12 protein-coding genes are annotated in these 14,001 nt (G+C 55.9%); 11 read left to right on the plus strand and 1 reads right to left on the minus strand.

What is annotated here, in order from left to right; all coding sequences use genetic code 11:
• The first annotated feature begins 114 nt into the window (after positions 1-114).
• Both HMPREF2857_RS06905 and HMPREF2857_RS06910 read left to right on the plus strand, forming a co-directional pair.
• Complete coding sequence (locus HMPREF2857_RS06905; RefSeq protein WP_016422245.1) at positions 115-549, plus strand: pyridoxamine 5'-phosphate oxidase family protein; 435 nt, start codon at positions 115-117, stop codon at positions 547-549.
• A gap of 247 nt (positions 550-796) precedes the next feature.
• Positions 797-1,324, plus strand: a complete 528-nt coding sequence (locus tag HMPREF2857_RS06910) for a TetR/AcrR family transcriptional regulator (RefSeq protein ID WP_049172854.1) — start codon at positions 797-799, stop codon at positions 1,322-1,324.
• Positions 1,325-1,375: 51 nt separating this feature from the next.
• Here HMPREF2857_RS06910 and nadE read toward each other — a convergent pair whose 3' ends face one another.
• Positions 1,376-2,227, minus strand: coding sequence for an ammonia-dependent NAD(+) synthetase (gene nadE / locus HMPREF2857_RS06915; RefSeq protein ID WP_070643294.1), 852 nt, complete (start codon positions 2,225-2,227; stop codon positions 1,376-1,378).
• Positions 2,228-2,265: 38 nt separating this feature from the next.
• On the opposite strand from nadE, the gene HMPREF2857_RS06920 reads away from it, so the two are divergent.
• The 9 genes from HMPREF2857_RS06920 (at position 2,266) to ctaD (ending at position 13,767) form a co-directional block, all read left to right on the plus strand.
• A complete protein-coding gene (locus tag HMPREF2857_RS06920) occupies positions 2,266-3,747 on the plus strand; it encodes a sugar porter family MFS transporter (RefSeq protein WP_016422248.1) in 1,482 nt (493 codons plus the stop codon).
• Positions 3,748-3,998: 251 nt separating this feature from the next.
• Positions 3,999-4,121, plus strand: a complete 123-nt coding sequence (gene ykgO, locus HMPREF2857_RS06925; RefSeq protein WP_005511141.1) for a type B 50S ribosomal protein L36 — start codon at positions 3,999-4,001, stop codon at positions 4,119-4,121.
• 753 nt (positions 4,122-4,874) lie between these two features.
• Positions 4,875-5,099 (plus strand): glutaredoxin-like protein NrdH, encoded by a 225-nt coding sequence (gene nrdH / locus HMPREF2857_RS06930; RefSeq protein ID WP_005511161.1) that lies wholly within the window; start codon positions 4,875-4,877, stop codon positions 5,097-5,099.
• Between the two features lie 85 nt (positions 5,100-5,184).
• Positions 5,185-5,607: a class Ib ribonucleoside-diphosphate reductase assembly flavoprotein NrdI gene (gene nrdI / locus HMPREF2857_RS06935; RefSeq protein WP_070643297.1), complete on the plus strand. Its 423-nt coding sequence runs from the start codon at positions 5,185-5,187 to the stop codon at positions 5,605-5,607.
• Positions 5,608-5,780: 173 nt separating this feature from the next.
• Positions 5,781-7,925 carry a class 1b ribonucleoside-diphosphate reductase subunit alpha gene (nrdE, locus tag HMPREF2857_RS06940; RefSeq protein WP_172620253.1) on the plus strand — a complete coding sequence of 715 codons (2,145 nt, stop codon included), beginning with the start codon at positions 5,781-5,783 and terminating at the stop codon, positions 7,923-7,925.
• A gap of 235 nt (positions 7,926-8,160) precedes the next feature.
• The gene (gene deoD / locus HMPREF2857_RS06945) at positions 8,161-8,886 is read left to right on the plus strand and encodes a purine-nucleoside phosphorylase (protein ID WP_016422251.1); all 726 of its coding nucleotides are present in this window, start codon (positions 8,161-8,163) and stop codon (positions 8,884-8,886) included.
• A gap of 50 nt (positions 8,887-8,936) precedes the next feature.
• Positions 8,937-10,382, plus strand: coding sequence for an MFS transporter (locus HMPREF2857_RS06950; RefSeq protein ID WP_016422252.1), 1,446 nt, complete (start codon positions 8,937-8,939; stop codon positions 10,380-10,382).
• A gap of 337 nt (positions 10,383-10,719) precedes the next feature.
• Complete coding sequence (gene nrdF, locus HMPREF2857_RS06955) at positions 10,720-11,736, plus strand: class 1b ribonucleoside-diphosphate reductase subunit beta (protein WP_016422253.1); 1,017 nt, start codon at positions 10,720-10,722, stop codon at positions 11,734-11,736.
• Positions 11,737-12,066: 330 nt separating this feature from the next.
• Positions 12,067-13,767: an aa3-type cytochrome oxidase subunit I gene (ctaD, locus tag HMPREF2857_RS06960; RefSeq protein ID WP_005511131.1), complete on the plus strand. Its 1,701-nt coding sequence runs from the start codon at positions 12,067-12,069 to the stop codon at positions 13,765-13,767.
• Positions 13,768-14,001 lie beyond the last annotated feature (234 nt).

The raw sequence follows: 14,001 nt of genomic DNA on the forward strand, positions 1-14,001 counted from the left end.
GGCATGCGGACACACTTTTCTTTACTTAACCCGTAGTGTGCTCGCCGTTTACCTCAATGATTGGTAATCCGTATGGCTGTAGCAACTTTGTCTGAACGGTGGAATACTGGGGGTATGGCACACAACGACTCCGTTATTCAGAAACTGTCCACCGAAGAATCCCTTGAGCTGCTGGCTACGCAGACTTTTGGGCGGCTGGTTGTTCGTCGTAAAGACGATATGGATCTTTTCCCGCTGAACTACGTCGTTCATGAGGGAAGCATTTACTTCCGCACTGCCGAGGGGTCGAAGCTCTTTACTGTTTCTCTGAACCACGATGTTCTTTTTGAGGCCGACTTTGTTGACAAGGATGCTCAGAAGGCCTGGTCGGTCATCGTAAAGGGTGACGCAGAGGTTCTCACCTCCCGCGCGGATATTAACGCTGCAGATGAGCTGCCGCTGAAGCCCTGGCTGCCGACGTTAAAGTACAACTACGTGCGCATTACCCCGAACGATGTTTCGGGTCGCCATTTCCACCTCGGGGAGGAGCCGAATCGCTACGAAGTGTAGCGGTGGCATACGGCACTTTTGCTTTACGACGGTGGGGGCTCCGTCGTGAAGCAAAGCTTGTAGCGTGCAAAGGCAGCTTTTAGTGACTGAGCACCGCCGTTAGCTGTTTTTTAAAAATTGTTGGGTTAAATTACCCAAAAGCGCCCTAAGTGAGATTCAACCCGTTACAGTCGCAAATGTGACGTGCACCATAGAATCGACCGATGGGGTGCCAGCGCAGCCCGATGTGCGCAGGCAGTCTCCACGTATGCAGAAGATCGTAGATGAAGCGCGCGCGATGCTGCGCGAATCGGGCTGGAGTGCTATCAGCATGCGCCGCCTAGCGGCGCGGCTCGATGTGAAGGCGCCATCGCTGTACAAGCACATCAGCGGTAAAGAAGAGCTCCTTCAGCTGTTGCTGACCGAGAGCCTCGAGAATCTGGGCAAGCGTATTCATGCTGCCATTGATGAGGAATGCACTTCGGCGTCTCTGCTGCAGGCGTACCGCCAGGCAGTTCTCGACGATCCGCATGGTTACCGGCTGATGAGTCGCACTAATTTCGTGAATGTCGTCTCGCCTTCGTCGTTGGATGCCTGGATTCGCGATGCATTCATTAAGGTTGCCGGCGATGAGCCTAAGGGATTGGCCATGTGGGCGTTCGCCCACGGTTTGGTGACCGCCGAGCTCGTCCAGGATGGTTCACCTGCGCTGGAACCCAGCGCCGAAGCCGGTGCGGCAGACAGCTTGGCCGCAGTTGGGGCTATTTGGGACGCTGGCGCGGAGGCCTTCTCTTAAGGGGTTTGCTGCTCTGTCCGGGACGCTAGATCGGTGGCCCGGGGCAGTAGCCTAGCGCCACCAGGAATCGGCCGGTCCGGGCGGGACAGCTCGCTTGTGCCGGGAAATGGAGTAGAGGTGCTCGATTCGCGCGGCATCCTCATCTGAGACAGCCTTGCCTTCGAGGTAGTCGTCGATGGCGGTATAGGTCACCCCGAGCGCAACTTCGTCGGGAAGCGCAGGGCGGTCTTCTTCCAGGTCGGCCGTCGGCACCTTCTCCCACGTACTGGCTGGTGCGCCGAGGTGACGGAGTAAGGCCGCGCCCTGGCGCTTGCTCAGCCCCTGCAGCGGGACGAGGTCGCAGGCGCCGTCGCCGTGCTTGGTGTAGAAGCCGGTGACCGCCTCCGCGGCGTGATCTGTGCCGATGACCAAAGCGCCGTCAACACCCGCCACTGCGTACTGGGCAATCATTCGCATGCGGGCCTTAATATTTCCCTTGTTGAAATCGCTGATAGCGCTGCCGGCCAGGGCATCGGTGACCTGGGTGGTTATCGCGGCGGTGGCCGGTGCGATATCGATAGTTAGCCTTTGGTCAGGCTGAATGAATTGCAGTGCCACCTGTGCGTCGTCCTCATCGGACTGGACGCCGTGGGGGAGGCGAATGGCAATGAAAGTGGCATCCTCACCGCCGTCGCGAAGCTTTTCGACGGCCAACTGCGCTAGACGCCCGGCCAGCGTGGAGTCTTGGCCGCCAGAAATTCCGAGCACGAATCCCTTGGCGTGCGCGGTGCGGAAATAATCGCAGAGAAAATCGACTCGGCGGCTGATTTCCTCGGCGGCATTGATGGTGGGCTGGACGTGGAGGTCGTTAATAATCTCCGACTGGAGGGGATGCGGGAAATCCTGTGTGCCTACTGGGGTCATGAGCCTCACTCTACCGCTAGTTCCGGACGGGAAAAGGGATGATTTTCCTGCCAGAAGAGTGCCAAAACTCTCATCTTTATCGAGTAAGTGCTGTTCGGATAGGGGGTCTTTGCCTGGACGGTGGCAAGATTTCCAGCGTGAGTACAACCGAACAGAATAAGACTGGACCGAACCGGGAAACCACCACATCTCGGTCGATAGCCGTGGCTATCATCGCCGCTCTGGGCGGCCTCCTCTTTGGTTACGACACCGGTGTCATCTCGGGCGCGCTGCTGTATATCCAGCGCTCTTTTGAGCTGACTCCAGGACAGGAGTCCACTGTCACCGCCATGCTCTTGGTCGGTGCGGCTATCGGTGCGTTCCTGGGCGGTCGCGTAGCGGACTCCCTGGGGCGCCGTGGCACCATCCTGCTCGGAGCGGTCGGCTTCATCATCGGCAGTATCTGGTGCGCTTTCGCTGCTAGTGCGTTTTCGCTGGGTGCTGCGCGTACTTTGCTCGGCGTCTGTATCGGTGGTGTTTCCATCGTCGTACCGATGTACATCTCCGAAATGGCACCACCGCATGTGCGTGGACGCCTGGTCAGCCTGAACTCGCTGATGATCGTGATTGGTCAGCTGGTGGCGTTCCTCACCAACTCCGCCCTAGCCTCCTCCGGTAACTGGCGACTCATGCTTGGATTCGGCGCTGTCCCCGGCATCGTGCTGCTCATCGGCATGCTGGTTCTGCCGGACACACCGGCCTACCTCGTCCGTCGAGGACAGGAGGGCAAGGCGCTGGCCGTGCTGCGTCAGATGCAGGGAGATGAGGCGACCTTGGCTGAGGTTGCCGTTGGTGAGGCGTCGTCAAGCGCCGATCAGCGTGCAGCAGAGCGTCTGGCTGTGAAAACCCCGTGGGTGCGACGCACCGTCATCATTGCGATGCTGATTGGCGTGACGCAGCAGGTCACGGGTGCGAACGCGATTATGTATTTCGCGCCGACGATGATGAACAAGGTTGGCTTGTCGACGGAAAGCTCTGTCTACACCTCCATCATCATCGGTATCGCCTCGGTGATCTCGTGTGCAATCGGTATGAGCATTATTGACCGCGTTGGTCGCCGGCGAATGCTGATTATCGGTTTGGTGGGCTGTGCAAGCTCGCTGCTCGTGCTGGCGCCCGTCTATGGCCTGTCGAGTAACTCTTCGACGGGTGCCATGATGTCGCTTCTGCTGATGACTGTATTTATCGTATTTCAGCAGGCGGCTGTGTCGGTGGCGACCTGGCTCCTGATTTCCGAGATTGTCCCGACAGAAGCCCGTGGCCTGGGTATGGGGCTGGCAGGGCTCGCGCTCTGGGTTGCGAACTGGTTTGTGGCGCAGGCATTTCTCCCGATGGTGGATGCTGTCGGTGGTGCGTGGTCATTCTTCTTCTTTGCCATCACGGGTGCGATTGCGCTGGTATTCACCATCAAGGCGGTGCCGGAGACTTCTGGCAAGACACTTGCCGAGGTCCGCGAGTACATGATTGCCGCTGCCAAATAGAGAAGCGGAGGCAGTTGCAACGTGGGGAGTTGCAATCTTGGGGTTGACCGTCAAAGGACATGTTTCCCCCGGATTTTTGGAGTTATTCCGCTTATTAGGTAGTATGGCAACTCGTGTCGTAACGCATACTCTTTGATATTTCTTCGGATTATCAGGAAGGGTGCGTTGCCAGGCAGTCACTGGGGTGATTGTCCGGGGAGAGTGCAGTGTGCACATTCCCGTTTCGGAGCCGAGTAGAAAGGAGCGCCCGAATGAAGGTCCGCAAGTCCCTTCGGTCGCTGAAGAACAAGCCGGGCGCTCAGGTCGTGCGCCGTCGTGGCAAGGTCTACGTGATCAACAAGAAGGAGCCGCGCTTCAAGGCCCGCCAGGGCTAAGCCTTATTTAGGCTAGCGCGAAGCAAATAGCTTCCTCATTTATTGCCAAAACCGCAATCTGAAGTCGCAGTTTTACTGTGGCTAAAGGTTGCGGTTTTTGGTTTTTAGGGAGGGGAGGTTCAGGCGGTTACTGCGTTTATGGCTGGCGGCGGTGGGGCGATGGAAGTTACTGACTACGTTTATGACAGAAATGGCTCGAAAAATGGCTTGAAAGTGTCATAAACTTACACAGTTTCACATGTGCAGCCCGTGTTCACATGTGCAGCCCGTGATTTTTTGAGATCGCTGCTGAGTCCGAAGTTGGGCAGGGGAGGGACAGGGAAGGGGAGGGGCGGTGCGGCGCCTGGTATTGGTGTGATTGGCCTCGAGCCGTCTTGCAGTAATTGGTTTAACCAAAATGCGCCGATAGTTGTTTTTCTGCGATTTTCTAGAATTTTTAGCGTGAAATTACAAGGTTGTGGTGCGTCTGTGTACAACATCTTGTGCGCCAGAGATCTCCGAACAGGGAATACCATGGTTGTGAGTACTACATCTAGTATGACTAGAGTTTTCTAGGCACCAAGTGTAGTGTTTTCGATGTCGAGCCAAGGATAGCTAAAAGGATCTGTCGGCCACCCGTACTCGGTTTCTCATGGACCTCCGGGAGCTTTCAGTCATTCAATCAATCCGCTGATTCCTCGGCCGCTTCCGTTGTTTGTACGAAGTCGATCCGATTCATTGGTCTTACTCAAAGCCAGAAAGTTTGTGAGAGTCATGGTTACCGTTTACAGCAAGCCTGCATGTGTCCAGTGCCGCGCTACCACTCGCGCCCTCGATAAGGCTGGAATTGCCTACGATATCGTCGACATCACCATGGATGATGAGGCTCGGGATTACGTCATGGCTCTCGGTCATCTCCAGGCGCCGGTCGTTGACACTGGCACTGAGACCTGGTCGGGTTTCCGCCCGGACCGCATCAAGGCTCTCCAGGCAGCTTAAGAATCACACACCTCCCCGCAGATTTCGTTGACCACCCGGGAAACGAAGATTGCGGGGGTTTTGCGATGTAAAGGGTGAAGCTCTCATGCTGGTGGTGTATTTCTCCTCGGCGACGGGGAATACACACAAGTTTGTTGAAAAGCTAGATATCAAAAATGCCCGCATTCCCATCCGTCGTAATGAGCCGGAGCTTATCGTCGATGAGCCCTACGTCCTCATTTGCCCGACTTATGGTGGCGGCGCTTCCATCAGCGGCGGTAACTCAAGGCCAGTTCCTCCGCAGGTCATCAAATTTCTTAATAATGAGCACAACCGCTCTTTCATCCGAGGTGTGATTGCTGCCGGCAATCTCAACTTCGGTGAGGACTTCTGTAAAGCAGGGGATGTCATCTCCTACAAGTGCAAGGTTCCATATCTATATCGCTTCGAGCTGATGGGAACCGACCATGATGTGCAGCGAGTCCGAGAAGGGCTAGAGGAGTTCTTCCACGGTAAAGCCAGCGCTTAAGTTGGCTAGCCTCAGTGTCGAGGGAAGGGGCACTGAGACAACCGAATGGGTGCGCTCGCGGAAGCCGTCGTAAAGCGGTGCGCGAGGAAAATAGCTAGATTGGATTGCTCTGGGCAGTGATTGAACAGACCCTGCGCAGGCAAATGAATATTAAAGGAGTCAACGTGTCGGAAATGGGCAAGCAGGTCGCGGAGCCGGTGGGCGAGGACAAGCTGGATTACCACGCGCTCAATGCGCTGCTGAATCTGTACGGTGAAGACGGCAAGATTCAGTTCGATAAGGACCGCATGGCTGCGCGACAGTTCTTCTTGCAGCATGTCAATCAGAACACTGTGTTCTTCCATAACTTGCGGGAGAAGCTCGATTACCTGGTAGAGAACCATTACTACGAGGCTGAGGTTCTGGAGAAGTACGAATTTGAGGACGTCAAGGCGCTGTTCAAGCAGGCCTACGCCCACAAGTTCCGTTTTCAGACTTTCCTGGGTGCTTACAAGTACTACACCTCGTACACGCTGAAGACTTTCGACGGCAAGCGTTACTTGGAGCGCTACGAAGACCGTGTGTGCATGGTTGCTCTTACGCTTGCCGACGGCGACTTGGGGCTCGCGCAGCACCTGGTTGATGAGATCATCGCCGGACGCTTCCAGCCTGCTACTCCTACATTCCTCAACTCCGGTAAGGCCCAGCGCGGCGAGCCGGTGAGCTGCTTCCTGCTGCGTATCGAGGACAACATGGAGTCCATTGGCCGCGCCATCAACTCCTCGCTGCAGCTGTCCAAGCGCGGCGGTGGTGTGGCGCTGCTGCTGAGCAACCTGCGTGAACAGGGCGCTCCGATTAAGCACATCGAGAATCAGTCTTCCGGTGTCATCCCGGTTATGAAGCTGCTGGAGGACTCCTTCTCCTACGCTAACCAGCTGGGTGCTCGCCAGGGAGCAGGCGCTGTCTACCTGCACGCGCACCACCCGGACATCATGCGCTTCCTGGATACCAAGCGTGAGAACGCGGACGAGAAGATTCGCATCAAGTCGCTGTCGCTCGGCGTTGTCATTCCGGACATCACGTTCGAGCTGGCCAAGCGTAACGACGACATGTACCTCTTCAGCCCGTACGATGTCGAGCGTGTCTACGGTAAGCCGTTCGCGGACATTAGCATCACCGAGAATTACGCGGATATGGTCGAGGACCCGCGTATTCGTAAGCAGAAGATCAACGCGCGTCAGTTCTTCCAGACCATCGCTGAGATTCAGTTTGAGTCCGGCTACCCGTACATCATGTTCGAGGACACGGTTAACCGCGCGAACCCGATTGAGGGCCGCATTAACATGTCGAACCTCTGCTCGGAGATTCTGCAGGTCAACACCCCGTCGACCTACAATGCGGACCTGTCCTACGAGCACGTGGGTGAGGACATTTCCTGTAACCTCGGTTCGCTGAATATTGCGATGACCATGGACTCGCCGGACTTTGGTCGCACTGTCGAGACTGCCATCCGTGGCCTGACTGCGGTCAGTGAGCAGACTTCTATTGACTCGGTGCCATCGATTCGCAAGGGCAACGACGGATCTCACGCCATCGGCCTGGGGCAGATGAACCTGCACGGCTACCTTGGCCGCGAGAAGATTATGTACGGCTCGGAAGAGGGCCTGGACTTCACCAACGCCTACTTCGCAGCAGTGCTCTACGCAGTCCTGCGCGCATCCAACAAGATTGCTCGCGAGCGCGGTCAGAAGTTCGTCAACTTTGAGAACTCTGACTACGCCAGCGGCAAGTACTTCGATAACTTCGATCCGGCAGAGTTCCAGCCGAAGACTCAGCACGTCAAGGAGATCTTCGAGAACTCCACCGCGCACATTCCGGACGCTGAGGACTGGGCGCAACTGAAGGCCGACGTCATGGAGTACGGCCTGTTCAACCGTAACCTGCAGGCAGTGCCGCCGACCGGTTCGATTTCCTACATCAACAACTCGACCTCGTCGATTCACCCGATTGCATCTCAGATTGAGATTCGCAAGGAGGGCAAGATCGGTCGCGTATACTATCCGGCTCCGCACTTGGACAATGACAACCGTGAGTACTTCCAGGACGCCTACGAAATCGGCTACGAGAAGATCATTGACACTTACGCGGTCGCTACCAAGTATGTTGACCAGGGACTGTCGCTGACCTTGTTCTTCAAGGACACGGTGAGCACTCGTGACCTCAACCGTGCGCAGATTTACGCATGGCGCAAGGGTATTAAGACTCTGTACTACATCCGCCTGCGTCAGGTTGCGCTGGAGGGTACTGAGGTCGAGGGTTGCGTATCCTGCATGCTTTAAGCAAGCGTGCTTGAGGGCTAGGCATCTAGTGCTTCAGTTGTAGCGCATTGAAGGCGCGAGAATTTCCCCGAGTTTTGCCGGGAGATTCTCGCGCCTTTTTCGTCACTCCACCCAATTGGGAACAAATGTAAATATCACTATTGACGGTTGTAATCCAGGTAATTAACCTGGGCAGTGGTACACCAATGTTCGCATAATTTTCACCCACGGCTAGTGGGGGAAGGGGCTGGAAGCCATGTCCGATACCACTGGTAAGAGCACTCCACACATCAACCCAAAGGGTGCGCCGATTGCAGAGACCATTTTGTTGCCAGGTGACCCGCTGCGTGCCAAGTTCATTGCGGAGACCTATTTGGACGATGTCGTTCAGTTCAACAAAGTTCGCAACATGTTGGGCTTTACCGGCACCTACCAGGGGCAGGAAGTGTCCGTCATGGGATCCGGTATGGGCATTCCGTCTATCTCGCTGTACTCCTGGGAACTTATCCATGTTTTCGGCTGCAAGAAGCTGATTCGCGTCGGTTCCTGCGGCGCGTTGCAGCCGGAGCTGGACCTGTATGACGTGGTTATCGGCCAGACGGCATCGACGGACTCCAATTTTCTATCGCAGTACAACTTGCCGGGAACGTTCGCCCCGTCCGCATCTTTCCGTCTGATTGAAGATGTTCGCGATCGTGCCCGCGAGCAGGGCATCACTACACACGTCGGCAACATCTTGTCCAGCGATATTTTCTACAACTTCCAGGATGATGTGAACGACCGTTGGGCACGCATGGGTGTGCTGGCGGTGGAGATGGAATCTGCTGGCCTTTATGCCACCGCCGCCGAGGCCGGTGTGGAGGCCATGGGAATCTTCACTGTGTCGGACAACATCGTCACCGGTGGAAAGACCACTCCGGAAGAACGTGAGAAGGCCTTCACGACGATGATGGAGCTGGCATTGCCGCTGGCTCGACTCTAGTGTCCTGGTCCGCAATCAATTGGCTTGAAGTGTGAAATAGGTACAGTGCGATGAGCAATCCCGCCAGCAATACCAGCTTGAACGTGAATCCCCGTGAAAGCGCAGCGTCCAAGGCTGCCGCGCCAAACCCTAAGGCCGCAGTCCCGGTCTTGCTGTTTTCCTTTGTATTCTGTTTGGTCTTGGACAATGGCTTTAAGTTCATGACCAAGCCGATTGCGGAATCTCTGGACCTCAGTGTCTCCACGGCCAGTCTGCAGGCGACACTCGCCGGTATCTTGATTGGCATTGGAGCGGTGGTGTACGCCGCATTGGCGGACAGCATCAGTATCCGCAAATTGATGATTGTCGGTATCGGCTTCGTCGCCGTGGGCTCTCTACTGGGTTATTTCTTCCAGGGAGTATGGCCAATCGTGCTTACTGCCCGCATTATTCAAACTGCCGGCCTGGCGGCGGCTGAGACACTCTACGTCATCTATGTCACCAAGTACCTAAGCCCAGAAGATCAGAAAACCTACCTCGGCTTTTCCACCGCGGCCTTCCAAGCCGCGCTGCTGATTGGAACGTTGACCTCGGGAATCGTGGCTACCTACATTTCCTGGCCGGCTATGTTCCTGATTTCGCTCATTCTGATAGTTGCCATTCCGTTCCTGATCAAGACAGTTCCGGAGGAGCAGCAGCAGAAGAGTCACCTGGATATCTTTGGCCTGTTCCTCATCGCGGTCATCGCCACTGCGGTGATGCTGTTCATGCAGCAGTTCCAATGGTGGTGGCTGGTTGCCGCTGCGCTGGGCGTCGCGCTCTTTGTCTGGCACATCCGGACACATGACAACGCCGTGGTCAGCCCGTCGTTCTTTACCAATGCTCGCTACGTTTGCGCGCTGATTGTTGTGCTCGTGGTTTACATGGTCCAGTTGGGGTATTCGGCCATTCTGTTGCCGTATATGGTCGACGAGCTCTATGGCATCAACCTCGACGGTGCTGCCTATATCCTCGCGCCGGGCTACCTCTGCGCTGTCATCGTCGGTGTAATGTCTGGCAAGGTTGCCAAGTTCCTGCCCTCGAAGCAGGCCATTGTCGCGGCTATCAGCATCATCATCGTGGCGTTGCTCATCCCCGCAGTGCTGCCGGGGGCCGGTGTTGCCACGGTTATCGTCTCCATGATTCTGTTCCCATCAGGGTTCGCGCTCATGTATGCGCCGTTGGTCGCGACCGCACTGCAGAACATTCCTGCCGCCAAGTCCGGTGTTGCAATCGGTTTCTACAATCTGACGATCAACATTGCCGTACCGGTTGGCATCGCGTTAACGGCCATGCTTGTTGATTCTCGACCGGCCTTCTTCAGCACCCTCTCCATCGCGCAGTCTGAAGCAGAAGGGGTCTCCGCTACCATCGCTTGGTTGCTCGCGCTCATGGCTGTCGTAGGTTTGCTGGTGTACGTCATCTCCGACCGCATCATCAACGACACGGCGGAAAACCGAGAGAAGGTTCACGCCTAGGTTCGCGCAACATCTTGCGCTTGGTGCTTGACGACGGACATTGCGTCGTCAAGCACCTTGTTCTTTGTGTGACGTGGGGTTAGGGGAGGGGCACCGGGAACAAGACTCGGCAAGTGGGGCGATTTCTTCTAGGTCGCGTGCTTAATAATGCGGGTGTGGGTAAGCTGCTAAGGGTAGTGGCTCCTTTCATCGGGAGCCTGACGTTTTGTAGTGGGACAAGGCTGGAATAGCCACCGCTGCAGTCGCTGTTTGAACTCGTAAAGAGTGAAGGACGTTCCTTATATATAAGGTGTGTTCGAAAAACGGCAATATCAATGAAAAAGGGAGAGGTTTCCACGTGAGTTTCGATGATTGCCCACCCTCGACTCCGGCCCACCGTGAGAAGAATCCAGAGTCGCGTGCATGCCCAGTTGCGGCTATTGACTGGAACACGATTCCTGATGATAAGGATCTCGAGGTTTGGGATCGTCTGACCGGTAACTTCTGGTTGCCGGAAAAGGTGCCGCTGTCGAATGACATCAAGAGCTGGAATACGCTCAACGCACTGGAGCAGCGCACCACGATGCGCGTGTTCACTGGTCTGACCATGCTGGACACCATCCAGGGCACGGTAGGTGCAGTATCACTCATTCCAGATGCGCTGACTCCGCACGAGGAAGCTGTGTACACCAATATCGCCTTCATGGAATCGGTGCACGCAAAGAGCTACTCGTCGATTTTCCAGACGCTGGCGTCGACTCCTGAGATTCAGGATGCGTTCCGTTGGGGCGAGGAGAATGAGTACCTGCAGAAGAAGGCCAAGATTATCCTCGACTACTACGAGGGCGATAATCCGCAGAAGAAGAAGGTTGCTTCCACTTTGCTGGAGTCCTTCCTGTTCTACTCGGGCTTCTACCTGCCGATGTACTGGTCCAGCCACGCCAAGCTGACCAACACCGCGGACATTATTCGCCTAATCATTCGTGATGAGGCAGTTCACGGTTACTACATCGGTTACAAGTACCAGCGCAACCTGGAGCGTCTGACCCAGGCCGAACGTGACGAGCTGAAGGATTACACCTTCGACCTCATGTTTGATCTCTACGACAACGAGATTCAGTACACCGAAGAGATGTACGACGAACTCGGTTGGACCGAGGATGTCAAGCGTTTCTTGCGTTACAACGGCAACAAGGCTCTGAACAACTTGGGCTATGAGGGTATGTTCCCGGCCGACGAGACTCGCGTTTCGCCGTCGATCCTGTCGGCCCTGTCGCCGAATGCTGACGAAAACCACGACTTCTTCTCGGGTTCCGGCTCTTCCTACGTCATGGGTAAGGCTGAAGTAACCGAGGATGAGGACTGGGACTTCTAAAAGCACAGGTGTAGGGAACATTCCGCATCGAGCCTCACTCTGGTGACAGCACACACACGGGGGTAGTAGTCCTAGCCTCGACGGTTCCTGCTAAATAGGCGTTAGCCCAGGTTAAGACAATTCTCAGGAAACTAATAGTGTGCTTAGCTGAGTGGGGAAGTGAGCCGGAAAATCCCTTAGCCTTAACTTTTTCCAAGGTTCAGACTAGAATCTGGCACATAGCGGTAGGTGGGTTCGCCGTCGCGTACTCGCCTGCACTATTCTCACAAGGACAAAACTTAAAATCCCTGTAGTGAGTTACAGGAAATCTTCGCGTAGTAAGGAGGAAGAATGACTGCAGTAGCGCCTCGTCCAGATCATGGCGTTGTAGCGCCGGAACGGCCGCAGCCGTTCGGACATGAGCGTAAGGGCAGCTGGGCGTGGGAAATGCTGACCACGACCGACCACAAGAAGCTGGGCATCATGTACATCATTATGTCCTTCTCGTTCTTCTTTGTCGGCGGTCTGATGGCTCTGCTTATCCGTGCTGAGCTCTTCGCCCCAGGACTTCAGTTCCTTTCTAACGAGCAGTTCAACCAGATGTTCACCATGCACGGCACGGTGATGCTGCTTCTGTTCGGTACCCCGATTGTTTGGGGTTTTGCTAACTACATTCTGCCACTTCAGATTGGTGCTCCGGACGTGGCTTTCCCGCGTCTGAACGCTTTCGGCTTCTGGCTGACCACCATTGGTGGCATTCTGATGCTGTCGGGCTTCCTGACCCCGGGTGGTGCTGCTGACTTCGGTTGGACCATGTACTCCCCGCTGTCTGACCCGATTCACTCTCCGGGTGTCGGTTCTGACCTGTGGATTGTCGGTGTCGGTGTTGGTGGTGTCGGTACCATCGCTTCCGCCATTAACATGACCACCACTGTCCTGTGCCTCCGTGCACCAGGCATGACCATGTTCCGTATGCCAATCTTCACCTGGAACATCCTGGTTACCTCGATCCTGGCTCTGCTGATCTTCCCGATTCTGACTGCAGCTGCTCTTGGTGTTTTGTACGACCGTAAGCTGGGCGGTCACATTTACGACCCGGCAAACGGTGGCGCAATGCTGTGGCAGCACCTGTTCTGGTTCTTCGGTCACCCAGAGGTCTACGTCCTGCTGTTGCCGTTCGTGGGCATCATCACCGAGGTCGTTCCGGTCTTTTCCCGTAAGCCGCTGTTCGGCTACGCAGGTATGGTCTTCGCAACCCTGTCTATTGCAGGTCTGTCCATGGCTGTGTGGGCACACCACATGTTCGTGACCGGTGGCGTTCTGCTTCCGTTCTTCTCGTTCATGACCTTCCTGATTTCGGTCCCGACCGGTGTTAAGTTCATCAACTGGATGGGCACCATGTGGCGTGGCCACATGACCTTCGAGGCTCCGATGACTTTCGCTCTCGGCTTCATCGTGACCTTCCTGTTCGGTGGTTTGACCGGTATTATGCTGGCTTCCCCACCGCTGGACTTCCACGTCTCTGATACTTACTTCGTCGTGGCGCACTTCCACTACACCCTGTTCGGTACCCTGGTCTTCGCTTCCTACTCGGGCGTTTACTTCTGGTTCCCGAAGATGACTGGTCGTATGCTCGACGAGAAGCTGGCAAAGGTTCACTTCTGGCTGACCTTCATCGGCTTCAACCTGACCTTCCTGGTCCAGCACTGGCTGGGTAACGAGGGTATGCCGCGTCGTTACGCCGACTACCTCGAGACTGACGGTTTCACCACCCTGAACATGATCTCCACCGTTGGTGCGTTCATCCTGGGTCTGTCTGTTATCCCGTTTGTCTGGAACGTCTTCAAGTCCTGGCGCTACGGTGAGGTCGTCACTGTTGATGACCCGTGGGGTTACGGTAACTCCCTCGAGTGGGCTACTTCTTGCCCGCCGCCGCGCCACAACTTCACCTCGATGCCGCGCATCCGCTCGGAGCGCCCGGCGTTCGAGCTGCACTACCCGCACATGGTTGAGCGTCAGCGCGCAGAGGCCCACGTTGGTCGTCAGCTCTAAGAGCTAGTGGCTACATGGCTGATGCAACTCTGAGTTAATAACTACGCGAAGCTAAGGCCCCATCACGGTTCTCCGTGATGGGGCCTTAGTCTTGTCTTTGAGAGTCTTTCCTAGGGAAGAGGCAGTAAGAGAGCGCAGTAAGAGCAGGGGGGCGCAGGGAGCGCCAGAAGGGCAAGAGAGCAAGGCGATGGCTAGCGCCTGTCGCTGGCCACCCACTGAAGTGCGGAATCCCAC

The organism is Corynebacterium sp. HMSC076C10 (assembly GCF_001812455.1).
GTDB lineage: Bacteria > Actinomycetota > Actinomycetes > Mycobacteriales > Mycobacteriaceae > Corynebacterium > Corynebacterium jeikeium_D.